The organism is Nostoc sp. UHCC 0302 (genome assembly GCF_038096175.1).
GTDB lineage: Bacteria > Cyanobacteriota > Cyanobacteriia > Cyanobacteriales > Nostocaceae > UHCC-0302.
In genome coordinates this window covers 5,522,600-5,547,453 of sequence record NZ_CP151099.1, presented here as the reverse complement: position 1 = coordinate 5,547,453, position 24,854 = coordinate 5,522,600, and the positions used below count along the sequence as shown (strand labels likewise).

General features: G+C 39.7%; 20 protein-coding genes and 1 pseudogene. 10 read left to right on the top strand and 11 right to left on the bottom strand.

Annotated elements, in window-relative coordinates:
* Positions 1-926: 926 nt before the first annotated feature.
* Both WKK05_RS24020 and menD read right to left on the bottom strand, forming a co-directional pair.
* Positions 927-1,166, bottom strand: coding sequence for a hypothetical protein (locus WKK05_RS24020; protein ID WP_341525564.1), 240 nt, complete (start codon positions 1,164-1,166; stop codon positions 927-929).
* Positions 1,167-1,519: 353 nt separating this feature from the next.
* Positions 1,520-3,295 (bottom strand): 2-succinyl-5-enolpyruvyl-6-hydroxy-3-cyclohexene-1-carboxylic-acid synthase, encoded by a 1,776-nt coding sequence (gene menD, locus WKK05_RS24015; protein WP_341525563.1) that lies wholly within the window; start codon positions 3,293-3,295, stop codon positions 1,520-1,522.
* Between the two features lie 64 nt (positions 3,296-3,359).
* Here menD and folB point away from each other — a divergent pair, with 64 nt between their 5' ends.
* From folB to WKK05_RS24000, 3 genes are all read left to right on the top strand, one after another.
* Positions 3,360-3,728: a dihydroneopterin aldolase gene (gene folB, locus WKK05_RS24010; RefSeq protein WP_341525562.1), complete on the top strand. Its 369-nt coding sequence runs from the start codon at positions 3,360-3,362 to the stop codon at positions 3,726-3,728.
* A gap of 1,384 nt (positions 3,729-5,112) precedes the next feature.
* Positions 5,113-6,393: a diguanylate cyclase gene (locus WKK05_RS24005; protein WP_341525561.1), complete on the top strand. Its 1,281-nt coding sequence runs from the start codon at positions 5,113-5,115 to the stop codon at positions 6,391-6,393.
* Positions 6,394-6,534: 141 nt separating this feature from the next.
* On the top strand, positions 6,535-7,095 hold the full coding sequence (locus WKK05_RS24000) for a sugar O-acetyltransferase (RefSeq protein ID WP_341525560.1): 561 nt from the start codon (positions 6,535-6,537) through the stop codon (positions 7,093-7,095).
* Positions 7,096-7,262: 167 nt separating this feature from the next.
* On the opposite strand, the gene WKK05_RS23995 is transcribed toward WKK05_RS24000, so the two are convergent.
* Positions 7,263-7,643, bottom strand: coding sequence for a calcium-binding protein (locus tag WKK05_RS23995; RefSeq protein ID WP_341525559.1), 381 nt, complete (start codon positions 7,641-7,643; stop codon positions 7,263-7,265).
* A 66-nt stretch (positions 7,644-7,709) separates the two neighbouring features.
* Positions 7,710-7,913 carry a hypothetical protein gene (locus WKK05_RS23990; RefSeq protein WP_341525558.1) on the bottom strand — a complete coding sequence of 68 codons (204 nt, stop codon included), beginning with the start codon at positions 7,911-7,913 and terminating at the stop codon, positions 7,710-7,712.
* Positions 7,914-8,601: 688 nt separating this feature from the next.
* Here WKK05_RS23990 and WKK05_RS23985 point away from each other — a divergent pair.
* Entirely contained in the window at positions 8,602-9,285 is a 684-nt protein-coding gene (locus WKK05_RS23985) for a hypothetical protein (protein WP_341525557.1), read from the top strand.
* Here WKK05_RS23985 and WKK05_RS23980 read toward each other — a convergent pair.
* Positions 9,272-10,834: an NAD(P)/FAD-dependent oxidoreductase gene (locus tag WKK05_RS23980; RefSeq protein ID WP_341531174.1), complete on the bottom strand. Its 1,563-nt coding sequence runs from the start codon at positions 10,832-10,834 to the stop codon at positions 9,272-9,274. The genes WKK05_RS23985 and WKK05_RS23980 overlap by 14 nt on opposite strands.
* Before the next feature lie 156 nt (positions 10,835-10,990).
* Here WKK05_RS23980 and rbsK point away from each other — a divergent pair, with 156 nt between their 5' ends.
* On the top strand, positions 10,991-11,911 hold the full coding sequence (gene rbsK / locus WKK05_RS23975) for a ribokinase (RefSeq protein ID WP_341525556.1): 921 nt from the start codon (positions 10,991-10,993) through the stop codon (positions 11,909-11,911).
* A gap of 151 nt (positions 11,912-12,062) precedes the next feature.
* On the opposite strand, the gene WKK05_RS23970 is transcribed toward rbsK, so the two are convergent.
* The gene (locus tag WKK05_RS23970; RefSeq protein ID WP_341525555.1) at positions 12,063-12,494 is read right to left on the bottom strand and encodes a nucleoside deaminase; all 432 of its coding nucleotides are present in this window, start codon (positions 12,492-12,494) and stop codon (positions 12,063-12,065) included.
* 15 nt (positions 12,495-12,509) lie between these two features.
* Between WKK05_RS23970 and WKK05_RS23965 the strand changes: the two genes are divergently transcribed.
* Positions 12,510-13,433: a nucleoside hydrolase gene (locus WKK05_RS23965; protein WP_341525554.1), complete on the top strand. Its 924-nt coding sequence runs from the start codon at positions 12,510-12,512 to the stop codon at positions 13,431-13,433.
* Positions 13,434-13,623: 190 nt separating this feature from the next.
* Here the strand turns inward: WKK05_RS23965 and WKK05_RS23960 are convergent, their stop codons facing one another.
* The 3 genes from WKK05_RS23960 to WKK05_RS23950 form a co-directional block, all read right to left on the bottom strand.
* Positions 13,624-14,370, bottom strand: coding sequence for a Shedu anti-phage system protein SduA domain-containing protein (locus WKK05_RS23960; RefSeq protein WP_341525553.1), 747 nt, complete (start codon positions 14,368-14,370; stop codon positions 13,624-13,626).
* Positions 14,371-14,471: 101 nt separating this feature from the next.
* Positions 14,472-15,698 carry an ISL3 family transposase gene (locus WKK05_RS23955; RefSeq protein WP_341525552.1) on the bottom strand — a complete coding sequence of 409 codons (1,227 nt, stop codon included), beginning with the start codon at positions 15,696-15,698 and terminating at the stop codon, positions 14,472-14,474.
* A gap of 298 nt (positions 15,699-15,996) precedes the next feature.
* Positions 15,997-16,548: an NUDIX hydrolase gene (locus WKK05_RS23950; protein WP_341525551.1), complete on the bottom strand. Its 552-nt coding sequence runs from the start codon at positions 16,546-16,548 to the stop codon at positions 15,997-15,999.
* A 139-nt stretch (positions 16,549-16,687) separates the two neighbouring features.
* Between WKK05_RS23950 and WKK05_RS23945 the strand changes: the two genes are divergently transcribed.
* The 4 genes from WKK05_RS23945 to WKK05_RS23930 all read left to right on the top strand — a co-directional run bounded on the left by WKK05_RS23945 (position 16,688) and on the right by WKK05_RS23930 (position 21,589).
* Complete coding sequence (locus WKK05_RS23945; protein ID WP_341525550.1) at positions 16,688-17,740, top strand: dipeptide epimerase; 1,053 nt, start codon at positions 16,688-16,690, stop codon at positions 17,738-17,740.
* Positions 17,724-18,767 (top strand): DUF1611 domain-containing protein, encoded by a 1,044-nt coding sequence (locus WKK05_RS23940; RefSeq protein ID WP_341525549.1) that lies wholly within the window; start codon positions 17,724-17,726, stop codon positions 18,765-18,767. Before WKK05_RS23945 ends, WKK05_RS23940 begins: the two co-directional genes overlap by 17 nt.
* 284 nt (positions 18,768-19,051) lie before the next feature.
* Positions 19,052-20,686 (top strand): M48 family metalloprotease, encoded by a 1,635-nt coding sequence (locus WKK05_RS23935; RefSeq protein ID WP_341525548.1) that lies wholly within the window; start codon positions 19,052-19,054, stop codon positions 20,684-20,686.
* A 75-nt stretch (positions 20,687-20,761) separates the two neighbouring features.
* On the top strand, positions 20,762-21,589 hold the full coding sequence (locus WKK05_RS23930) for a COP23 domain-containing protein (protein ID WP_341525547.1): 828 nt from the start codon (positions 20,762-20,764) through the stop codon (positions 21,587-21,589).
* A gap of 199 nt (positions 21,590-21,788) precedes the next feature.
* Here the strand turns inward: WKK05_RS23930 and WKK05_RS23925 are convergent.
* Both WKK05_RS23925 and WKK05_RS23920 read right to left on the bottom strand, forming a co-directional pair.
* A pseudogene (locus WKK05_RS23925) lies at positions 21,789-22,096 on the bottom strand (TIGR02466 family protein).
* Between the two features lie 233 nt (positions 22,097-22,329).
* On the bottom strand, positions 22,330-24,468 hold the full coding sequence (locus WKK05_RS23920) for a beta-propeller fold lactonase family protein (protein WP_341525546.1): 2,139 nt from the start codon (positions 24,466-24,468) through the stop codon (positions 22,330-22,332).
* Positions 24,469-24,854: the final 386 nt, after the last annotated feature.

Genomic DNA, 24,854 nt, shown 5'->3' with positions numbered 1-24,854 from the left:
GATAGCGAATTGTTACAAATCAAATAGGCTTACTATATATTTAAGCATTGAAGATAAGCAAACTATTATTAACTATTAATTGAGTAAACAATAAAAAATTTGCGAATAGATATAAAAATCTATTCGCACGTCTCTACGAAAGCCAAAATGTACCTATTGATGTATTTTCCTTATCCAAAGGTTTATGCAGCATCACTTGATGACATAAAAATTCAAATTAACACTATCAAATTGATAGTTAATCTTGAAAAATCTATAGTAAGAATCTTGTTATCATAGAAACCAAAGGGGCTATGATATGTAGATGATGTATTATTTACACCATCCTGAATGGTAGTTAACTGAAGATTGGGATAATCACCCAATAAATTTTTAAAAATACTTCCCAATATAGCATCATTTTGTACTGAATTTAGGTCATACAAAAATGTCTTCGTATCACTAGGATGTAAGTCAGAAATTACTATTTTAGTCATTGTCTTAATTTCTAGGTCAGGTTATAAACAGCTGTGCAACTTTAGTAAGGCGTAATTGCCAATAAATAAGCTAACAAAGTTGTGGAGAACGCCTCCAATAATTAAAGCGATCGCACTATCGGCATAGTACTTTCTGGTTTGGTTTATTTAATGAGCAAGCGCTGCCAAGAGAATTCCAACACCATTTTTTACAAGTTGGTAAACCTCTGCAAACCAGTGGATACTCATGAGAGGCTGATAAAACTGTAAAGGTTGTCTGTAGGTAGTTACTACGATGTTTTACACATATTTAGCTTTTGAGTTAATACGTCTAAATTCTTAAAAGCTACCCTATTTTCAGAAAAGTTTACGTACTAGTCTTTTATCCAATCTGCTTTGTTGCTTCTCTGTAGGGATGTTAGAAACTCTACCTGTGACTCATTGCAACACAACCTCATTAATTCTCAGTAATTAAGCATAGACCCAATTGCGAATTGACCTTGAAAAGTCTATACTAGAAAACCTGTTATCGTGAACATTGTATGCACCTTCAATTGTATCTGATACGGTGTTTATGCCGCCATCATTAATAGTGAATATATAAATATAAGGAAAGCCACCCAATATAGTCTTCGCTTGTACTGTATCCAGAACATTCTGAATTTTACCCACATCAATAAGGTGTAAGTCGGAAATTACTATTTCAGCCATAGTTTTATTCTTTAAATTAGCGGTTGATTTGACTTTTATATTCTAGATGATCAATCTAGTTTTCAACTAAATTAAATTTAAATTTTTCATTTTAAAACTAGTTATTCACAGAAAAATTAGGACATAATTAAATTATTATTGTCTTTCAAATAAAGAATTAGAAAACTATTATTTGTATCAGGTATTGCGTAAAATTGTATAAAGCAAGTAAAAAAGGAAACTACAATTCTTGTCTAGATCCAATAGGATACTGAGTATGGGATTAAACAATTTTTTGAGGAGTCAAAATATTAATGGACAGAGAAATTATCTATAAAGGCTTTTACTTTTAGCAGAAGTTTTTGTGCGATCGCTTATTTAACTCCACCATATACTGCAAACTTTGCCAAATTTTCTTGTCGCCATTTGGCATCTTTTTTGCGATTGGTCTGCAACTCCAAAACCCTAATCCCTTTGTTTGGCAATGGATTTAATCTTTGCTTTAACTGCTCCCAAGAAGTCATCACTTCATGTTCTACACCGTAAGTAGCGCACAACTGGGCGAAATCAATATCCTGTGGAGTACCAAAAAATTCTTCAAAGAGTGGGTCAAACTTGGCAATGGGTAACATTTCAAAAATCCCACCGCCATTATTGTTAATTAACACTATTGTCAGATGCCCAACAAATTTGTTACGGATTAAAAAACCATTGGTGTCGTGCAACAGCGCTAAATCTCCAGTTAACATCACACTACTTTGATGGCGATGGGCAATTCCCAAAGCAGTGGATAATGTACCATCAATGCCATTTGCACCACGGTTAAAATACGATCGCACACCTGAATTATTCGATTGCCAGAAAAATTCCACATCCCGCACAGGCATACTATTGGCAATAAATAATGGAGTCAAAGGCGGTAGTAACTGAGACAGCAACCAAGCGGCTTTCCCTTCAAATAACTCCTCCATTGTCTCCAATGTGTGGTTAACAGCTGCCCTAACTTGCTTTTCTGCTGCACACCACAGTTGTAGATAGTCAGAAGAGCAGAGGAAAGAAGAATCAGTTTCTCCCCCACTCCCCAATTCTTCTATACCAATCCGCAGGTGAGTTGTCTTACCGTGAAGGGGGTCAAGGTTTTGGTCACTGGGGTCAATTACCCAACGTCGCGGTTGAGTTGCATCTATCCAGGTACGCAGTTCTTTACTTGTAGGCATTTCACCCACCTGAATTACCATTTTGGGCGCTAGCTGCTTTGCTAATTGATGATTTCGCAAAATCAGGTCATAGGTGGAAATTAAATAAGGGTTGAGGTCAGCATAATTTCTTACAGGGGAGAGTCCCTCAGCTAGTACTGGCCATTTGAGATTTTGGGAAAGTTGAGCGATCGCTTTTACATATTCTTGTGGCTGCTGCGGTTGGGCAACGCCAGCGATGATAATGCCGCGATCGCATTGCTGCCATTCTTCAGGGACAGGAAATCGGGAATTGGAAATCGAGAATTGGGTGGTACTTGTTATTCCAGCAAAAAACTCTTCTGGCTGAAACTGTGACTGCAATAATTGTAGAGGCGTTTCATGAAACGTCTTTGCATCAGGAACAGGCGCAAGAGGATCGCGAAAGGGAATATTCAGATGGACTGGCCCCCTTGTGGGAGTTTGCGATCGCTCCCACCCATGAATTATTGTTTGCCGTAGATAAGCTAGCATTCCCATTTCTGAGGAAGGTAAAGCTAACTCTGCTTGCCAGTTTGGGTAAGTACCATATAATTTCCACTGGTCTATAGTTTGCCCAGAGTGACAATTTCGTAATTCTTGTGGTCTATCGCCTGTTAACACCAAAAGTGGTACGCGACTTTCTTTGGCTTCAATTAAGGCTGGGTAAAAATTCGCCCCTGCTGTGCCAGAGGTGCAAACAAGTACCACAGGAAGTCCAGTGGCTTTTGCTTGTCCCAAGGCAAAAAAGGCGGCAGAACGTTCATCGAGAACAGAAATTGCTTCAATCTCAGGTGCTTGCTGGGCAAAGGCGACGGCTAAGGGTGTAGAACGTGAACCAGGACAAATAACGGCACAAGTCAATCCCAGGCGCTTTAACGTCTCCGTTAAAATATAAGCCCAAAGTTGATTAACATTTTTAAAGGCAATTACCATCAAATCCAATAGAGCTATAAGACAATCTTAAAATCCAAAATGCAAAATTCGCTTTCAAACTCTTATGGACTTTATTCATGTTACGGGAATTCGCTGCTATGGCTATACTGGGTATCTGCCTGAAGAAAAGGTACTTGGACAATGGTTTGAGGTCGATGTGAAGTTGTGGCTCGATATCTCTACTGCTGCCAAGACTGACGCAATTGAAGACACTCTAGATTATCGCAGTGTCATTAGCTTGGTGCAACATTTGGTAAAGACATCCAAGTTTGTGTTGGTGGAACGGTTAGTCAGCACGATCGCAGATTCTATTCTCCAAGAAAGCGATCGCATCACACAAGTCCAAGTCACTTTGAGCAAACCCGCTGCACCCATTCCAGACTTTGGCGGCAAAATTAGCATTGAAGTGACTAGAACTAAGTCTGATCTTTGAAGACACTAGTACAGCACGGTGTAAATAAACCATCCATTGAGAATGCCTGAAACCTTTGTGAAAACGTAATTACGAATTACGTTAGTGCAGCGGGGCGGAGCATCGTTACGAATTCCGCGTAGCGGTACTAGTACACAACGGTGCAAATAAAGATACCATTCAAAATTGCTGAAAAGTTTCCCTTCGAAGCTTTTTAATTCTGCCTAACAGTACTAGTATTCTGTAAAGTTTGATTTGATAGGTTTGTAGTACGCACTTTAGCGTTGAAGCGCCTACTACAGACAGCGTATATTTATCGATTTTTATTTAACAGACTACTAGTACTTTTCCTCCAAAACCTACCTATAAACAAGTGGGGGGGAAAGGAAATTTACCTACAGACTGGAAGTATCGGATAAATAAGATTTTTTCTGTGATTGCTTATCTTCCAAATCCATAGGAAATACATTAACTTACTATTTTCTCCCCACCAAACGCTCGTTCTCAAAAAGCTATAAAAATCAACTTATCTGCTGATGTATGTTTAAGTTGCACATTTTCCAAATATGGAATTTCTAACTGACTATTAACCATGAGCCATAAATAGTTTCTAATTAACTGGTTATAAATAAACATATTTATCACATCCTAGCTAGGTCATAGTTTAAAACTTAAGATAAAATGGTTTTTCATCATTAACCATATGATTTATATTAGCGTTTATTTATACTTGTTCACTTATGTTATGCACTCTTTATACTAAATAACTAGTTTTCTTATACCATCAAAATAGTATTATATTTATTCTGTAAAAGGCAGCTACATATACATAGACGTGGGTGGTAGGATATCGCTATATGTCCCTACTAAGCATTCCATTTGTATTTCAATTTAGGATAATTAGCATCAGTTATTCTTTATTACAATTACAAGCCGCATTGTTTTTTTTAAGTAGTGAATTAAAATTTATACCTAAAAATACTCTAACTGTCACTAATTTTAGCCAATGCCAGCAGCACTTACTCTTAAATTTATATGCAAATACTTATTTTATTAATGTAATTTAATTAACTCATTGTCAGAGGCTTGATATTGAATCAATTTACGTGATTATTGAACTAGTAATGAAAAGAATTATTTCATCTGCCCAGAAACTTAGCTTTACTTTATAAGTAACTTATATGGTAATTAGTAACTTGATAGTAACCGTCTATAATTATCAAATATGCTTTAACAAACGAAGAGGATACAGTCAGCAAATAACATAACAAGTTAATAACTACTCAGTATTTTAGTTAAGCAAGAGGATATCTAGTTAGAGATTGATTATGATAATATTATTGACTTTCAGACTGAATAGTCACTGATAACAGTATCTGAACCTTAGCAAACAGGCAATTTTAATATGCTGGCACGCAAAATCCTAGTTGTTGAGGATGAGAAAATCCAAGCCTCAAATATTAGAAAAAGCTTACAGAGGCTAGGTTATTCTGTTCCAGAAATCACGAATTCAGGCGAAGAAGCAATAAAAAAGGTAGCAGAAACTAGTCCACATTTAGTATTGATTGATATATGTTTAGCTGGTGAAATTGATGGTGAACAAGTAGCAGATATTATCCGCAACCATTTCCGTGTGCCTGTTTTATATCTAACAGAACATTCCGAATATACATATTTACATAAACACCGTCTCAGTGAGCCTTTTAGCTACATTACCAAACCATTTATTGAAAGAGACTTATACATTGCTGTTGAAATGGCTCTGTACAAACACCAACTCGAAAAGAAATTACAAGAAGAGAAACAGAAGTTGGCAGCAATTATCAACAGTATGGGTTGTGCAGTAATTGCTACATACACAAATGGTTGTATTCAAATGATGAATCCGGTAGCAGAAAAGCTTACAGGTTGGAAGCAAGATGAAGCGTTTGGCAAAGATTTAGTCGAAGTTGTTAGCTTGGTTGATAAAAATGTGGAAGAAGCGATCAAAAATTTAGCTAGATCCGTAATGGAAGGGGGTGAGGCTTTAAATCTACAGGAAAACTGTATGCTGATTGCTAAAGATGGCACAAAAATCCCTATAGAAGATCATGTTGCCCCTATCAAGGACAATAATGGTAATATTACTGGCACAGTTTTAGTTTTTCAAGAAATATCCAAACGCAAGCAGACAGAGGCGCAACTGCTCCGCAATGCTTTTTATGATGGGCTGACGGAATTACCAAATCGCGTTTTATTTCTGGATCGTTTGAGGCAAGCATTTGAACGTAGCAAACGTAGAAGCGATTATTATTTTGCAGTTTTGTTTGTAGACTTAGATGGCTTTAAGCAAATTAACGATCGCTTCGGTCATATAATAGGCGATGATTTTTTAATAGAGGTTGCCAGACGCTTAGAGTCATGTTTACGTAGTGGCGATACTGTAGCACGATTTGGTGGCGACGAGTTTACGGTTCTTTTAGAAGATATTAAAGATGTTAACGATCCTACCAACGTTGCTAAACGTATTCAAGATGCTTTAAAAATACCACTAAACCTCAAAGGACATCTGATATTTACTACAGCCAGCATTGGTATTGCATTAAGTTGTAGTCGCTATGAAGACCCAGCAGCCCTGATTCGAGATGCTGATATCGCTATGTATCGAGCCAAGCAACAGGGAAAAGCTAGATACACTATATTTTAGTTAATGAGTATTTTATTCTTTTGATAGCCTAATCTCATGGATGTGGCAAAGGCACAGGTTGCTACAGAGAGTAGGGAGTAGCATAGTTCAATTAATTAAAATAATCATAATTTTATTTAATTGCATACATAACAAACTTTTATGGAAAAAACAGAAAAACAGAAAATGCTTGCAGGGGAGTTATATCTTGCAGAAGACCCTGAATTGACTGCCGAAAGTCAGCAGGCCAGCCGTCTTTTAAGAAGATACAATTCTACAACTGTTGAACAGCAAGAGCAGCGGCAGCAAATTTTACAAGAATTATTCGGAAAAATAGGGCAGAAAATAATAATTGTCCCACCCTTTCACTGTGACTATGGCAGCAATATTTATGCTGGCAATGGGTTATATATGAACTATGGCTGCGTGATTTTAGACTGCAATAAAGTTGAGATTGGCGAAAATGTCTTGTGCGCCCCTTACGTACAGATTTACACTGCCTATCATCCTCTAGAGCCAGAAATTCGACTTTCCGGTAGAGAATTAGCTGCTCCAATAAAAATTGGTAATAATGTCTGGATTGGTGGCGGTGCTATTATTTGTCCAGGAGTGACAATTGGAGATGGCACGACTATTGGTGCTGGCAGTGTAGTAGTCAAAGATATACCTGAAAACGTCGTTGCAGCTGGCAATCCCTGCCGTATTATTCGGCATTTATCCTAAAATTAAATCAGCTTTTAACTAGGTCGGCATAATTACAGGAAAGAACTTTTTTCTCCTGATTTGAAAGTGCTGAGTTTTGAGTCACAGGTAGTTATCCTGTATCCCCTTATGCTTTGTTGATATTTAGTAGTGTAGGAAGTTCATAGAGACTATCCCCTGCCTTCTTGTTAGAACTTGTATCCTCTAGCAAGCCAATATTCCCAATCTGCCAGTGCTTCTTGGGTTTCATCATCAGCATCAATTGCTTTTATATCAGATAGTTTTGCAGAAAACACATCTTCATCCTTGCCATTCGGATAAACCACTTCCACAAACATATCTTTTAAGCATTCATCATCTGGAGCCATTCCCAGTACTTCAACATCTTTCTCCTCAGCAGCTGATTTTCGTCCCTTTTTCGTCCACTTCGCCATAAAGGGGAAATTCAAAGTATCGTCGAGGTAGTAATACCAACCCATCGCCCGTTCTTCTTTATCATCATCAGCATCGACGATTATCTCTGTTTTTATACGATGCTCTCGGTTTTCATCAGGTTCAATACTAGGCATAGGACAAAAACTTGCGTATAAACGACTCTGATATGGTATATCTTTTCGGCAGCCGCCTGTCAATTTTTAATCTGCTTGCTCATCCAAGCACAAAATGAGTAAATCATCGGTATTTGACCAATTTTGAAGCTTTCTGCTAGAAAATGGGAAATTTATGTTATTTGGGGAAGATTGGTAAAAATCGGCAAGACTCCACACTAGATATACAAACCCTCTAGTAACTGATAAATCTGCAATGCAGGTACATTGTGATGGAAAATTCGCGTTCATTATCTTGATTTCCTAGAGTTTTAACTTAATTATGGGCAATTCGACGCCACTTACAACCTTGTCTTAAGCTAGAAAACCTAGAGGTAAATTAAACAAATTTATTTTTTAACTATAAACTATATAAGATACAACCTAACCTGATTAATGCTGTTTATTTTATCAGATCAATTAACTTGATATTTGTAACTACTAAATCAACTTTTCAGATTAACTTTGTCTTTACTTGATATAAACTTTAAAATAGAAAACTCTGTTTTTTAAAGAAAAATGCTCAGTGGAAATAGCCAAAATTTTACATTGAATTTGCCTTTCTTTATATGACCTTTATACAAGTATGATAATCTATTAAAATTATCTATAAAATATTAAAAACTTTGAGGCTAATATATACGCTTTTTAGCCGCAAAATAAACGTTTGCATGATTTTATATACTCAGTAATCCTGTATTTACAAGCTTTTTAAAGTTTTCTTAAATTAGCAATAACCATTTAGTTACCTAAGCAAAACTCAAGTTGATTTTGAAAAAAATATTTAAATAAAAAGCATTACAAATACATTGATTAACATATAATACTAAAAATTTAGATTAATTATAAGTTTTATAATTTAGCTAAATCTAAATACAATCTTTAAACAAAATGACTTTTGAAAATATATATAATAAGTCACTAAAGACAAGGAGGATCTATGCGTTTTTCTCAGTTTTCCGCAATTATTGGATATACGACAGCAGCTTTTTTATCAATTGCACCCATAAGGGTAGAAGCTGCAACTATTTATCAGGTAAAGTCTGGAGTCACCAGCATTGACCGTGACCACAAGCAGATTCTTAAAGGTATTGGGTTAAATATTACAGGCACTAATGATACAGTCACGCCAGTTCCCAGCGATTATTTGGTAGGCTTCAACATCACTTCAGGCTCCAATTTCACATTCAGCGACGAGGGTGGTTTTACCCCGCTCTCAGGTACAGTTGAGCATACTGGTACTGTTACCTTTAATGACCAAATTACTGTTGGTAACTTTTCAATTGGAATTGAGCCAGGACGTACTGTGTCAGGTGCTAGCGGGCTTGTCTTAAGAGACACAGTTTCTTTAAATACAATTTTGTTTGATTTGAGTGCGCCAGAATCTACAGCACTTGACAGCAAAAATTTAACTCTAACCCTCGCTAATGTTCAATTACTGATTTCTCCAGAGTTTGCTGGTGTACTTGGCAAACCTAACTTAGCAGGTTTGTTTGCTGGAAATGCACAAATAACTGCTAAAGTTGCTGTTGTACCTGAACCTGACAGTGTATTAGCAACTTTGGCAGCAGGTGCGGCTGTATTGGCAGTTAGATTTTACACTAGAAAAGTTAAATGCACTTGATATCCCCAAGCATGGCTAAATGCTTGCTAACGGGCGCAAGTGTGTTGGCAGCAATCATCCCACTGGCGGCGACTGCTGGTAAACCAATACCGGGAAATGTGGAGTCTCCACAACATAGCAGTCCAGGTAAGGGTGTACTAGGGCCAGGAAACATACCAACTCCTGCCGGAATCGCTGGGCCATAAGAACCTCGGTGACGACGCAGAAAATGCTCGTGCGTTAGGGGTGTGCCAACAAGTGTAACTTCGCAACGAGAGCGAATATCTGGAATAATCCGCTCTAAAGCTTGCCACATTACTTCTGTACGCGATCGCTTTTGTTCAGCATACTCTTGGCTTTTTCTGTCCATTCCCTGCCAGAGAGTATAGGGTTCATTACCAGGCGTATATATGTGCATCACATACTTGCCTGGTGGCGCTAAGGACGAATCGAGAATTGAAGGAATTGAAATCAGCACAAGATTCTGAGGTGCTGTCACGCCCATTTCCCAGTTATTTACAACAATATAATGACACGCCAAGTTTGAAGGTAACCCTTGGGCATCAACGCCTAAATGCAGATGCATAAAGCTATCGCATTCGGGTGTCGCCTGCCGTTTCGTACGAAATTGTTTTGGTACAGCCTTTTCTGGCAGTAGTTTTAGCGTATCCCAAACTGATGCATTAGAAACAACTGCTCGACGCGATCGCATTTCTTTACCATCACGTAAACGCACACCCACCGCGCGGTTATCTTCTACAAGTACTTGCTCCACATGAGCATTTAATATCAACTGCCCACCGTGTCGTTGTAGTCCTTGTACAAGGGCGTCAACTAAAGCACCACTACCACCAACAGGGTAATCAAGCACCACTCCTGGCCGATACCAATCGGCAAACATAAAAGCTACTTCTGCGGCACTCGTGCCATCTGCTGGCAGTCCAGAAAGCAGAAAGCACAACATATCCAGCCAGTTGCGTGTAAATGGGTCTTTAACAACACCATCCATAATCCGGCTAAAAGGCCCCGTCAGCTTGCTGATATTTAACGCGTGTCTTGCCATAGAAGGGGCAAATCGGCTGACAGTTCTAGCTGCACCTAAATCAAAACGCAATGCTGCTGACGGTATGGCAGTTGCTGCACGAGCTAATGGTTCCATCACGCGCTGAAGTTGTTGCCACTCGCTCACAGCATCATCACCGCCGAATTTCATCAGTACTTCATAAAATTGCTCAGCACCAACCGAGGTATCAAAATTACCTTCTGGTAGACAGCAGCCCCAAGTATTGTATGTGGCGCATGGTAGCTCAGAGCCGATGGCGTCTAGTACTTGCCGCAAGGGGTTGGCAGAGGGACTATAGGAAAGTCCAGAGTAAAGAGATGGCCCAGAGTCAAATTTGAAACCATTGCGCTCAAAAGCATGGGCAGCACCACCAGGAATAGAGTGGCTTTCGCAAACTATGACATCAAAGCCATAGCGTGCCAATAGTGCAGCACAGCTTAAACCACCAATACCGCTACCAATGACAATTACATCTGTCTTTTGCATATTTCTTATGTCTGCAAGGATGGTTTAAAGCCAGGCTTTCCACTAACATACAAAATATTTAGTCATGTCTAGCGTAAATATAAAAATATAGTGTTTACTCAATAGGAAAATGTTCTAATACTAAATTTTTTAGAGATTTATAATTTTCTAAATTTAAGCTCAACACAAATTAATATCATGAGTATTGTTGTTTTTGGCAGCATTAATATGGACTTGGTAGCCACAACATCTCGGTTACCAGTTGCAGGAGAAACACTGACAGGAGAGGAGTTTTTTCAAATACCGGGAGGTAAAGGAGCAAATCAAGCCGTAGCACTGGCACGTTTGGGAATTCCAACTCAGATGGTAGGGCGTGTAGGTACAGACAGTTTTGCGTCAGAATTACTATACAATTTGCACAACTCTGGTGTAGAGACTGAAAATGTTTCTATCGATGAAACTGTCAGTTCTGGAGTGGCGATGATCGCTGTCGATGACAGAGGTGAAAATCAAATTATTGTCATTCCTGGTGCAAATGGGCAAGTCAATCAAGAGGATGTAGAACAATTGTCTGACTTGTTACCAGAAGCTACAGCATTACTTTTACAACTGGAAATCCCTATTGCTGCTGTGGTTGCAGCAGCCCAAGCAGCACAAAAAGCAGGAGTAAAAGTGATTTTTGACCCAGCACCTGCACAGCCTAATTTACCTAATGAACTTTACTCATTGGTAGATATTATTACACCGAATGAAGTTGAGACCGGGCAGTTAGTAGGTTTTACTGTGGATGGAGAAGAGACTGCGGCAAAAGCTGCTGCGGTTTTATTGCAGCGGGGTGTAAAGTGTGTGATTGTCAAACTAGGTGCTAAAGGTGTTTTTTGTGCCACTGCTGAAGAAAAGTTTTTTGTACCTGCGTTCCCTGTTGATGCCATTGACACTGTTGCCGCTGGTGATGCTTTCAATGGCGGTTTAGCAGCGGCACTTTTTGAAGGACTTTCTTTACATCAGGCAGTTGTTTGGGGTGCGGCAGCGGGTGCTTTAACAGCAACAAAATCAGGCGCACAAACTTCTTTACCAGATAGGTTTACCTTTGATGAATTTCTCAAGGAAAGGGAGTAGGGGTAGAGACGCGATTATACTCTTACGAGAAGCCGCTCTTCGAGCGTCTACGCGTCTGTGCAGGGAGTGACAAAGATGAGGGAGCAAGCAAAACACAGAGAAAGAAGAACTATTGATTCTTGCCCAATGCCCAATGCCCCATGCCCAATAACTACTTACCAATATCCTCATTCCAGAGTTCAGGATTGGTTTCAATAAACTCACTCATCATTTGTTCGCATTCGTCAAGATTTAAATCTATTACTTCTACACCGTGGGATACCATAAAGTTTTTAGCACCAGGAAAGGTTCTGGATTCTCCAACGATGACTTTTTTAATGCCAAATTGCACAACTGCCCCAGCGCACAAGTAACACGGCATTAAGGTTGAATAGATTGTTGTACCTCTGTAACTGCCGATTCTACCTGCATTACGGAGACAATCAATTTCAGCGTGGGTAATAGGATCACCGTCTTGCACACGTTTATTGTGTCCTCTGCCGAGAATTTTACCATCCTTGATGAGAACCGAACCGATGGGAATTCCACCTTCTTGTCTGCCTTGTTTTGCTTCTTGAATAGCAGTTTCCATAAACTCGTCCATATTAATTCTCCTTTTATGTCAAAACAACTCGTATTAATGGATCACGATGGTGGTGTAGATGATTATCTAGCAACTATGCTGCTGTTAACAATGGATCATATTGAACTCCTCGGTGTCGTCGTTACTCCGGCTGATTGCTACATCCAACCGGCTGTTAGTGCCACACGAAAAATTATTGATTTGATGGGATTTTCTCATATCCAGGTTGCAGAAAGCACGGTACGTGGTGTCAACCCATTCCCCAGTCTCTATAGGCGCGATTCGTTTATCATTGACCATCTTCCCATTCTCAATCAAAGCGAAACCATTAACACGCCTCTGCTTGCAGAAACTGGTCAAGATTTTATGGTCAAGGTATTGCGCGAAGCATCTGAACCAGTGACGCTGATGGTAACTGGGCCTTTGACAACGGTTGCAGTAGCGCTGGAAAAAGCACCCGACATTGAAGCGAAGATTCACAAGATTGTTTGGATGGGAGGTGCATTAAATGTCTTTGGCAATGTGGAAAAAAATCTCGAACCAGGACAAGATGGTTCTGCTGAGTGGAATGTTTATTGGGATGCAGTTTCAGCGGCGCGGGTGTGGCAAACACAAATTGAAATTATTATGTGTCCTTTGGATTTGACTAATAATGTCCCTGTCACATCAGAATTAGTGCAAAAGATGGGGCGACAACGCCACTATCCTATTTCTGATTTAGCTGGACAATGTTATGCACTAGTCATTCCCCAAGATTATTATTTCTGGGATGTGCTGGCAACTGCTTATCTGGGACACCCGGAATTCTATCGATTACGCGAATGGGAAACAGAAATCATCACCACAGGACTTAGCCAGGGGCGTACTAAAGTAGTTGCAGGTGGTCGTAAAATTTCTGCAATGGATAAAGTAGATAAAGATGCTTTTTACGATTACATCTTGCAGCAATGGGCAAGGTAAACAGTTCAGAATTCAAAATTAAACTTTAAGGTTCACTGTATTGAAACTCGCTTTTGGACGTCATCCATAAACAAAATTTTGGATTTGCAAGACCGGACTGCTTCACCAAGCTGCCAATAACGCCTTCACCTCCGGTCTCGTAGAGAAGAATTCATAGAGTGTGCTTAGGTAAGTCCTATGAATCTGAAACTTAGTCTTCTGATGATGAATAGTTGCACCATCTATCCCAAGGTGATAACTCATCTGTGACGAAAATAGATTTGTAGAGCTTAGCTAGAAAAGGTAACTTGTAAGAGGTTCTTGAATAAAACTCAATTTGATGAAGAAAAGCGTCAAAAGTCCTTATCTGGATAGTTTGTGTATCTTTATTAAACTGTGCTTTATAAGCTTGCTTCCTCAAATCTTTTTTGAGTTCACATTCTCGCCCAATGATAATGACTCCTAAAGGAGAAGTAAAAGATTTAAGCCCTAGTGTTTCTCGAATAAATCCTTGATGTTCAGTGCAGTAGCGAATGTAATCTCTTAACTGACTAATACCACTTGCTAACGGAGCAGTTTCAACAACTCGACCATTTTTATCATCTTTGTAAAGGTGGTGTTTTGGCGACTTAAAATCTACAACCCACCACGTTATTCCATCTGAGTTTTCACCAGCAAAGAGGTAATCTGGAATCTTTCCTGCTCCATTCGCAAAACCTCGTGGTTTTATCTCAGGTTGGGGAATGATCCAAGTATCATGATGACCAGTACGAAAAAAGCTAGAAGTAAATGATAGTAGAGAAAGCCTACGTCTTAGAAAAGAATCAATTTCAGTTTCACCAGCATCTTTGCGGATTAGAGAAATTAATCGTCCAAAGTCATCTCCATTAAAGTTGTGAGTATCAATTCTATATTTTTTTGGAGGATAGTCTGCTTCCTCAGCATTAGCAAAGCGCATAGTTACAATTCAAAAGTATATTTTTCTGGTAATTCTAGCGCAGATTTTTTGTATAAATATATCCTTAATAATTTTGGCTCTCCCAGATTAGATATGATAAATTAGTAGCAGAAATACCAATTGAGTAAAATTCTTCTTCTAAAATTATCAAAGTTAGTTAAACCATAAGCTCTTCTTTTAATCAGCTTAATCTTTTGATTAATTCCTTCAACAACTCCTTGAGTAGTTCGGCTATCAAAATAAGCGAGAATCTCATCTATCCATCTACTTATTGTTCGACAACTTTTCGGGAAGTATTTATAAGCTGTTTCTGTCCATTCTAGGAATTTATATAAGGCTTCATCACTGGTTATTTGACTGTCAAATATATCTCTAAGTCCTTCTTTGATTCGATACATTCTTCCTAGCTCAGGGGCAACTTTCTCCACTGATTCTATCTTCGCATTTTCCGCGGAGTTAAGGTTTTCTTTTTTCTTTAATAAAGGGTATTTACTATGAGTCAACCCCGCTAATGTACTTTCTCTCTCTTTCTTATTTTTAATTTTTTCTGCTGCTCTTTTTGCTTTCTTTCTCTTTTGATCTAACTCCTCGTTTATTTGTTTCATGACATGGAATCTATCGGCTACTATTTGAGCATTTGGCATCATTTCTTGGATTAAACTTTTATATGGTATCCATAAATCTATGCTAACTTCTTCTATTTGGGTTAAAATCTCTAAACCTAGACTAGATAAGTATTCTGCTATTACTGCTTTATTTCTTTTCTCCAATAATGCTATTGGTTTTCTTGTTTCTAAGTCCACCAGAACTGCCGCATAATTTTTTCCTCCTTTTAACTGGGTGATTTCATCTATCCCCAACTTTTTTAACTTCTTAGGTTTTTCTGTGAGTAAATCAACTTCCAGTTCTTTTAATACTGTTTCCACCTCAGAGGTTGTCATTCTATTTCTGATGGCTGCACTCTTTACATTAGTTTCTAATACTTCCTTAATTACTTTCATCGCCAGTCTTTTTGTATAAGTTCTTCTGGCTTTGATAAAATCTAACTCTTCACTGAATACTTTCTGACATTTTTGACATTTCAACTGACGACGATTTACTTTTAACAATACTTGATAATCGCTTAGGGGTATATCTCTGACTCTATACCAATGATTTTGATGGATTTTATCGGAGGTATTTCCACAGTGAGGGCATTTAGCAACTTTCAGCTTATTTTCAATTTCTATTACTATTTCATCATCTGTAAGAAAATGGTAATTAATAACCTTGACATCTTCAAGATTAATAACTTTAGTAATGAAATGAAGTAAGGGATTAGATGGCATATTTATTAAAACCCTTGTTTTAATATCAATATTTTTGAATTTTTATATTATTTAATTAGTCTAGAATTCTATTTATAGCTTGGGTTTGCTCTATTAAACAATCTAAATTATCTAAGATTTATTTAACTATTTATATTATTTTACCATAGTTACTCTGGGAGAGCCAAAATTTTTAATAAGTCTATTAAATGTAACTCACTGTTATTTATCGCCAGTTCTCCTACACTAACCTGACTCTTAATTCAAACAGAATACAGAATTGTTATAAAAAACGTAAATAATCTATATACCTCGATTATTAATAACTGATAAAACTTAAACCTAATAATAGAGCCGCAACAGTTCCTGCAACACAAATTTCACCTTGAGTTACTTTATCTACAACAGACTCAATCGGAATTAATATAACTTCAATCTCTTCTGTAACATCTAAGTTTTGCTTGCTAGTTTTTATAACATTTTCTGCTAAAAATAAATGTATTTGATTAGTATCTTTGCTAGGCTTATCATATAGGGTTGTAATTTTTGTCAATTCTTGAGCAGTATAACCAGTCTCTTCTTGTAGTTCTCTAATAGCTGCTGTTTCTGCACTCTCTTTTGCTGGCTCGAAACTACCTGCTGGCAGTTCTATGAAAAACTCACCAACGGCGTGTCTGTATTGCCGGACAAAAACAATCTCTTTACTGGTTGTTATAGGTAAAACTAGAGCAACATCTGGTTTAATACTGACAAAATAGTCATCTATAATTTTACCGTTAGGTAATTCTATTTCATCCCGCCTTACTTTACACCAACGATGATCCAAGACCATTTTTGAGTTCAAAGTCTTCCATTTTTTTAGGCTGTTCATAGACTATGTAATAAATAAAATTATGTATAAAAAATTGAAGAGTTAACTAGTGAATGTAAAAAAGTATAACAGATGCATCAAATAGTCTAAACTTTGAATTTACACTGGCTTTTGCTATAGCATAATATGCAGCTTAAATATGCTAATTAATGTAAAATTATTTACAGTCAATAAGAGATTCCCGTTGACAATTAGTCGGGGAACAACGGCACAGACAACTAATGTATGGTTGAAGATTTCGCAAGATGGTATCGAAGGCTGGGGTGAAGCCTCACCGTTTAGCATAGGCGATCGCCGCCAGTCAACAGACACCATTAAAGATGCCTTACAGCAAGTCGCACCGATATTGGAAGCATTCAGCCCCTTACAGCGGCAGCAAGTTGAGCAAGTGTTAACAAAAGCGCAGGTTCCTTCTGCTGTCAAAGCAGCCTTAGATATGGCTATGCACGACTGGTTAGGCAAACGCGTAGGGTTACCTCTATGGCAAATCTGGGGATGCGATCGCAATGCCATAGTACCAACTTCGGTCACAATTGGGATTAATTCACCAGCAGCGGCTAGGGCTAGGGCGCGAGATTGGCTACAATTTACTGATGTCCGTCTTTTTAAAATCAAGTTAGGAAACCCAGACGGCATAGATGCAGATAAACAAATGCTCTTAGCAGTCCGAGAAGAAGCACCCGAAACAGAATTTTTCGTTGATGCCAACGGGGGTTGGAATTTAGAAGATGCGATCGCAATGTGCAAGTGGCTAGCTGATTTAGGTATAAAGTATGTAGAACAGCCATTACCACGAGGGCAAGAAAAGAGTTTAGTACAACTCAAAGAACACTCTAGCCTGCCCATTTTTGTCGATGAAAGTTGTTTCACCAGCGCCGATATTCCCTATTTGGCGAACTACGCGGATGGCATCAATATCAAACTCATGAAATCTGGGGGTTTAAGCGAGGCAATGCGGATGGTACATACAGCGCGAGCCTATGGGTTGCAAGTGATGTTCGGCTGTTATTCCGACAGTTCCTTGTCTAATACAGCAGCAGCACATCTAGCTCCACTGGCTGATTATTTAGATTTAGACAGTCACCTAAACTTAATTGATGACCCTTTTACAGGTGCATTAGTGCAAGAGGGGAAAATTTTACCAAACGATTTACCTGGCTTGGGGGTACAACACAGTGCGTCTGCCGCTTAATCAACGAGTAGCTATTCTACTGCATGAAGGAGTTATCGGGTCTAATGGCAAAACAGGGCTAGCAATTTTACGCTACAGTGAAGCCCCGATAGTTGCAGTAATTGATCGCGAGACTGCTGGTAAATCCCTGCCGCAATTAACAGGTATCAAGCGTGACGTGCCAATTGTGGCATCTGTAGCCGCAGCGCTGGAGTATCAACCCGAAGTTTTAGTTATTGGCATCGCTCCAGGAGGTGGTGCTTTACCAAGTGATTTCTGGGATGAAATCAAAGATGCGCTTAAAGCTGGAATGTCGCTGGTAAATGGTTTGCACACCCCATTGGCAAACATTCCAGAGTTAAAAGAACTGCTTAAACCAGCGCAATTAATTTGGGATGTGCGGAAAGAGCCACCTAATTTAAATGTTGCTAATGCGATCGCCAGCACCCTCCCCTGTCGGCGAGTATTGACGGTGGGAACCGACATGGCGATCGGAAAAATGTCAACCAGCCTAGAACTGCACAGGGCGTCACAACTACGAGGTTTGCGTTCTAAATTTCTCGCTACAGGTCAAACTGGTGTGATGTTAGAAGGCGATGGTGTGGCATTGGATGCCGTGCGGGTAGACTTTGCAGCTGGTGCTGTAGAACAGATAGTTATGCGCTATGGCAAAAATTACGATATCTTGCATATTGAAGGACAAGGTTCACTGTTGCATCCTGGTTCAACAGCAACCTTACCCTTAATTCGTGGTTCGCAACCAACCCAACTAGTGTTGGTACATCGGGTAGGACAAACCCATAACCGCAACAATCCCCACGTACCTATTCCGCCTTTACCAGAAGTGATTAAGCTTTATGAAACTGTCGCTAGTGCTGGTGGCGCTTTTGGATTTGCGCCTGTGGTGGGTATAGCTTTGAACACGGCTCATTTAGATGAGTCTGCGGCAAGGAATGCGATCGCTCAAACAATAACGGAAACTGGGCTACCTTGCACTGATGTAGTACGCTTTGATGCTGATGTGTTATTGGATGCAGTTATGAAGTGACTGTTCTACTAACTCAAAAAGCAGGCGATCGCTTAACTTAAGCATTTCTTCCTTCTCTTTGCGTCCTTAGCGTCCTTCTCCCAAAGGGAGACGCTAACGCGTAGCTTGCTTCTCCGTAGGAGTATGTGGTTCGTTAAAAAAATTGACTTTGAAAAAGAGTTTTAGTCTTAACCCAAGCGTATTGAGCTATAAACAAAATTGCCAAGCTGCGATCGCTCTATGCGTATATAGGTAATTGCTCATAACATTGAAAAAACCAGCCTATTGCATAAGTAAATCTCAGCATGAAACGAACCTGGAAGCCTCTACTGCTAGCCTGTAACTGGCTATTGCTATCAGTTGGGACATCAATTTTGATTATCCTAACGCAACCGATAGCACCCGTTCCAGCACAAACACCGCCTGCATCTACCACTGTTGAAACTGTCAATTTACCCAGTGCAGCAACGTCAGAATCAACTAAAGTACAAAAGTTAAGAGATGCGCTGCGACGCTCATCAACGCCAGAAGCCACGGAACCAAAAAAGCCAGCTTCGGTAGAGGAACCTGCGCCTAGTCCCGAAGAAATCGCTCGTCAGCAAAAACTCCTTGAAGCAGACAAGTTGTATCTAGCAGGAAAAATTCCAGAGGCGGAAAAACTGTATCGGGAGGTGAAAGAACCTTTTGCGAAAACAACTATACCTGAAGAGCGCAAAGCAGCAATTAATGACCCCGCACAGTTATCACCTGGGGGTAAAGTTTACTGGCGGGAATCAGAGGCGGGGATAGCAACTAAACTGCAAACAAGAACTTTAGTCCCACTAGAACTATTAGTTAAACAGTATCCAGAATTTATCCCTGGTCATATACGTTATGCTGAAGTCCTCAAGCAATACGATCGCCCTAAAGAAGCATTAGATGTATTAGAACGGGCATCTTCGTTTTATCCCGCTCAACCAGAACTGATCAAAGCTAAAATTACAGCACTTGTTGAACAAAAAAAATGGATGGAAGCGTCTTTGGCAGCGCGGCAATTTGCCATTTTCAACCCGACAAATCCCCAAGCACCTGAGTTTACAAAACTAGCCGAGGAAAATCTCAAACGCTACAAATCCCATACACGTGCAGAAATTAGAGGCAACGTCATCACTAATATTATTACTGGTGCATTAGGTTATGCCGTTAGTGGCAGTCTTCTTGGCCCTTTTTCTGCTCTTGACTCCACAGTTTTACTGCTACAAGGTGAAGAATCTGTGGGTGATTCAGTCACAAAGCAGGCGAAAAAACAGTTGGGCTTAATTATAGATGAACCTGTTTTGGCATATGTTAATGAAATCGGGCAGAAATTGGCAAAAGTCGGCGGACGTAACGAGTTTAAATATGAGTTCTTTGTAATCCCAGAAGAAAGTCTCAACGCCTTTGCCCTACCTGGAGGTAAAATCTTTATTAATGGGGGTGCGATCGCTAAAACCAATTCTGAAGCAGAATTAGCTGGATTAATCGGTCATGAACTATCTCATGTAATTTTATCCCATGCTTTTCAATTAATTACCCAAGGCAATTTTATCTCTAACGTTACTCAGTATCTCCCTCTGGGCGGAACCATTGGCCAACTCTTTGCACTAAGTTACAGCCGCGACATGGAACGTCAGGCAGATATTCTTGGTACACGCCTGATTGCAGCTACAGGCTATGCAGCTGATGGTTTGCGTAACTTGATGGTGACACTAGAGAAACAACAGAAAAATTCTCCACCAAGCTGGTTGTCTTCGCATCCTGGCGGTAAAGAACGAGTTAGTGATATAGAAAATCTAATTTCTCGTAATGGCTACAACCGCTATGCTTATGAAGGAGTTGGACGTCATGCAGAAATTAAAGCACGAGTCAAACAGCTACTCAAAAATAAAAAAGAACAAGCGCAAAAAAAACAGCGTTCTTGATGAATCAAAAAACAGAAATATTCGTCACTTAAACTATCAATTCCCTACTTGTTTATTTCTACTGGAGGATGATTTATGTCATCACACCTGCTTAAGTTTATTTCGTTGAGCGGTCTTGGCTTAGCCCTATGTCTAGGAAATTCCGTCGCTCTTGCCCAATATGACCCTTCTGGCTCTACTAACGATAACGATGGTGTAGTAGTACCAACAATACCATCAGGTGGTACATCAACACCATCAGGCACATCAATACCAATAGACAGATCAACTACTACACCTCGTTCACCCAGCGTTAACAGTGCAAATCGGTTTAGCTGTCAGTATTACAACGGTCAGTACACCGTTATGTATCAGCCACAAAGTCAACCAGGTCAATACTTTCCTTGGGCGGCTCCTGCGGCTTTGGGTGGTGGTTGGAATCCACAAAGACGCTGTGAAGCCATTGCCAGTCGCTTGGAACTTTATCGCCCAGATGGCTTACAAGAACTCCAGACAGCAACAGAAAATAACGAGAACACAGTCTGCGTTACAACTGAAGCTAACTCTTCATGCCGGATTGTACTAACAGTACCCCGTGACAAAGACCCTTACGTTGTACGTAATAGCGTTTTTCAAAACTTGACAACTGCTGATAGCGGACAGCAGACCGCAGCTGTCAACACCTATACTAGTAGTGGACAGGGAGGAGCAAACGACCTATACAACTTAGGTCGCACACTTTTAGGCAATAGTAATAATCCGGTTAGCTCATCTAGAAGTGGGATAAATCTTAAACCTTTCCTCGATCCCAAAGATGGCGGTAATGCTACTAAGCTGCGGAATGGAGTGGCAATTCGTGGTCAATCTAAACCTACCTCCACTCGTCAAGTTCCCATTCGCTTAAATCCTGGTAGCTTCCGTTAATTTTAGTTAATTTTTGATCTGGTAAAACACTGTTGATAACAAATAGGATTTAGACATGAACTCGTCCCTTTACGGGCGAAATCAGTATCAAACATTTTTACTTCTTAAAACTCCACCCCTGTCTTGCAAAGTTCTGCCTGGAAGAATCTTCCGCTCAGACTTTGCCCTTTATGGGTGGAGTTTTCTAAATTCCTTTTTATTATCTTTGTCTAACACCAATATTGAAGCTAATACTAACTCTTTCTTCATCAGTCAAATTAAGCTCTACACCATGCATCAGCCAACTCGGAAATATAATCATATTCCTTCAGTAGGTTTGTAAGTTATGCTTGGTATTGTCCAAGGGGTCAATTCTGAATATTTTGGTAATAACCGATGGGCGCTGACTCTCCGATCATGAAAAAATAGTCCTCCAGAATCTTTAGCTGCTTTAACATAGTAAACACCACTTAATAATGAATTGGGGTGGTCATGAACTGAGTTGAAGGCAAATTTGCCATTAATCATTGCCCAACAATTATTAATATCTATCTCAGGATTGGTTAGGAGTGGGTCAAGGGTTGCTTGGATCAGCGGTGGGTGCAACTTTTTGGTACACCTGATTCACAGCCTGCTTGCGTTACGCAAGCAGGCTGTGAATCAGTACGAAAGGGAGTTTCCAGTCAAATCATCCTGTTATGTTACTGGAGTTTTGTCAGTCAAACAGTTGGTATAATTATTTTTATATAATATGTAAATACTTAAGTAATGCTCAAGTTGACACGCACAATCACATCGTTAAAATCTCTGTCACCCCCATAGGCTAAATCCTCAAAGCCAAAGGTGTTATTCCCTAATAAACGAATATGATCTGTTTGGTCAGAGTTAGCACCCAAGAATGGAAAATATACTGCTGGATCACCTTTGGTGTCTTCATCGAGAAATATATCGGGTGTATTATAAATAATAATAAATGGTGCAAAGATAGAACCAGGCTCAAAAGTACCTACATAAGTTGCAGTGCGTTGGTTTTTCACTGTTAGATCAATACCCGCAACACGTCCGCGAATCGCAGCTTCAAGATAACCAGGTTGTCCGACTAGAATATCTGGTTTACCATCAGCGTTAGTGTCAATCCCACCACTCTCATCAACTACCTGATAAAATCCCACATAGTTATTGTATCTAGCTTCTCTATTGACCTTAAACTCAGCTTTTACTGGTTGTGTAACATTCCGTAAATCAATCAATTCTCCTTGTTGCTGTCCTTGCACAGATGCGCCCAGAGGTAACTCTTCATCTGTGGCTTGAATGTTCGCAACCAAATCCTGGAAGTCAGCACTACTATCTTTCCAAGCTAGGGAGAAGCCATTATTACCTAAGTTTTGTATCTTAACATTGGTTGGGTCAGCAATCAGTACGTCTGTAAAAGCCGCTTTCCCAGCCAGAATAGAATCAGTGGTGCTGTTGCGTACTAAGTAAAATCTAAGATGATCACCTGAAGTATATTCCAGTAGGCTGCTTAAGTCGCCATTAAATCCATTGGGGAGATTGGCAAGCGAGGAGAAAATGACTTTGGCACGTTTTAAGGCAGCTTCCGCGTAACCAGCAGCACCAGGAGCAATACCTTGAATGTTGCCTTCTTCATCATCTACAGTAAATACTCCCAGTTCATATAACTGTTGAGAACTATGCCCTGTCAGTTCAACTTTAAGTCTTGCTTTATCACCCTTGCTTATGATGGTGAAGATATCTTGATCTTGATCATTAAGCAGTTGAGTATTATCAGAGATACTAAACACTGACACCGCAGATTCACCAAATCCGGCTGCATAAAGAGATTTACCGTCAGGGCTGACTGTGAGAGAGACGACGCTACTAAGCCCATCAACACCGTCTGTGTCATCTTTGACAACTTGTACGAAACTGAGCTTACCTGTAGTCTTATTCCGCCGAAACACAGCTACCGCTGAGTCACTACCTCCGGAAGTATAAAGAAAGTTGCCGTTAGGGCTGACGGTGACAAAGTTGGCAAAACCAAGCCCATCAACACCGTCTGTGTCATCTTTAATAACTTGTAGGAAACTAAGCCTGCCTGTAGCGGTATTCCGTCGAAATACCGCTATTGCCGACTCATTGCCTCCGGAAGCATAAAGGAAGTTGCCGTCAGGACTGATGGTAATGGAGTTTGCACCATCAAGCCCATCAACACCGTCTGTGTCATCTATTTGAATTTCTACGAAACTGAGTTTGCCTGTAGTCGTATCTCGCCCAAACACCGATACCGCCGAATCATCAGAGCCAGCAGTATAAAGGAATTTACCATCAGGGCTGATGGTGACAGAGTTTACACCACCCAGCCCATCAACAGCATCAAGCTCACTCTTTTTAACTTCTACAAAACTGAGTTTTCCTGTGGTTATATCCCGCCTAAATACTGCTACTGCTGACTCACCAGCTCCAGTAGCATAGAGGAATTTACCATCAGGGCTGATGCTGACAGAGTTGGCTCCACCAAGCCCATCAATACCGTCTTTGTCATCTTCTTTAAATTCTATAAAACTGAGTTTGCCTGTGGTCGAATCTCGCCGAAATGCTACCACCGCCGAGTCACCAACGCCAGTGGCATAGAGGAAATTGCCGTCAGGGCTAATGGTGAGAGAGTAAGCACCAAGCAGCCCATCTACACCATCTGTCTCATCTTCTTGAAATTCTACGAAACTGAGTTTACCTGTAATCGTATCCCGCCCAAATACTGCCACCGCTGAGTCACCAAGCGAGGCAGTATAGAGAAATTTCCCGTCGGGACTGAGGGTGGCGTAGTTGGGAAAACTCAGCCCTTCGACACCATCGAAATCCTGTTTTTTAACTTCTACAAAATTTAGAATATTTTCTGTCATAACATTTGCTATCCCCGATTAAAAGAGTGACGATTTTTACGTCCAAAGGAGCCTTTAACTAGTAAATTTTACGGTAATTTCATAAATTGCCTGGGAATTATTGTTTAAATATAAAAATCAGTACTAATTTGGATATAAATACAACAAAGTATTGTATGTTTACACTTAATCAAGTTTCCCCATGCCACCAAGCGAATTAATATTGAGTTTTCCCAATTATTTATAAAAAACCCACTTCGCTTACGAAATGAGGATGTGGGATTTTGGATAGTAATTATTTAATTTTCATATTACACAGTAGAGATACTCAAATTTACACGCACGGATTACATCATTACAATCTTTGTCACCGCTACAACCCCAGTAGAGATGTTGCATTGCAACGT

Excerpts from the sequence above, each read along its gene's own strand:
- WKK05_RS24000 (WP_341525560.1), top strand. The coding sequence starts at position 6,535 with ATGGAAAAAACAGAAAAACAGAAAATGCTTGCAGGGGAGTTATATCTT.
- WKK05_RS23955 (WP_341525552.1), bottom strand. The coding sequence starts at position 15,698 with ATGCCATCTAATCCCTTACTTCATTTCATTACTAAAGTTATTAATCTT.
- menD (WP_341525563.1), bottom strand. The coding sequence starts at position 3,295 with ATGGTAATTGCCTTTAAAAATGTTAATCAACTTTGGGCTTATATTTTA.
- WKK05_RS24020 (WP_341525564.1), bottom strand. The coding sequence starts at position 1,166 with ATGGCTGAAATAGTAATTTCCGACTTACACCTTATTGATGTGGGTAAA.
- rbsK (WP_341525556.1), top strand. The coding sequence starts at position 10,991 with ATGAGTATTGTTGTTTTTGGCAGCATTAATATGGACTTGGTAGCCACA.
- WKK05_RS23945 (WP_341525550.1), top strand. The coding sequence starts at position 16,688 with ATGCTAATTAATGTAAAATTATTTACAGTCAATAAGAGATTCCCGTTG.
- WKK05_RS23970 (WP_341525555.1), bottom strand. The coding sequence starts at position 12,494 with ATGGACGAGTTTATGGAAACTGCTATTCAAGAAGCAAAACAAGGCAGA.
- WKK05_RS23920 (WP_341525546.1), bottom strand. The coding sequence starts at position 24,468 with ATGACAGAAAATATTCTAAATTTTGTAGAAGTTAAAAAACAGGATTTC.
- WKK05_RS23935 (WP_341525548.1), top strand. The coding sequence starts at position 19,052 with ATGAAACGAACCTGGAAGCCTCTACTGCTAGCCTGTAACTGGCTATTG.
- WKK05_RS23930 (WP_341525547.1), top strand. The coding sequence starts at position 20,762 with ATGTCATCACACCTGCTTAAGTTTATTTCGTTGAGCGGTCTTGGCTTA.
- WKK05_RS23950 (WP_341525551.1), bottom strand. The coding sequence starts at position 16,548 with ATGAACAGCCTAAAAAAATGGAAGACTTTGAACTCAAAAATGGTCTTG.
- WKK05_RS23985 (WP_341525557.1), top strand. The coding sequence starts at position 8,602 with ATGCGTTTTTCTCAGTTTTCCGCAATTATTGGATATACGACAGCAGCT.
- WKK05_RS23990 (WP_341525558.1), bottom strand. The coding sequence starts at position 7,913 with ATGAACGCGAATTTTCCATCACAATGTACCTGCATTGCAGATTTATCA.
- WKK05_RS23960 (WP_341525553.1), bottom strand. The coding sequence starts at position 14,370 with ATGCGCTTTGCTAATGCTGAGGAAGCAGACTATCCTCCAAAAAAATAT.
- WKK05_RS23995 (WP_341525559.1), bottom strand. The coding sequence starts at position 7,643 with ATGCCTAGTATTGAACCTGATGAAAACCGAGAGCATCGTATAAAAACA.
- folB (WP_341525562.1), top strand. The coding sequence starts at position 3,360 with ATGGACTTTATTCATGTTACGGGAATTCGCTGCTATGGCTATACTGGG.
- WKK05_RS24005 (WP_341525561.1), top strand. The coding sequence starts at position 5,113 with ATGCTGGCACGCAAAATCCTAGTTGTTGAGGATGAGAAAATCCAAGCC.
- WKK05_RS23965 (WP_341525554.1), top strand. The coding sequence starts at position 12,510 with ATGTCAAAACAACTCGTATTAATGGATCACGATGGTGGTGTAGATGAT.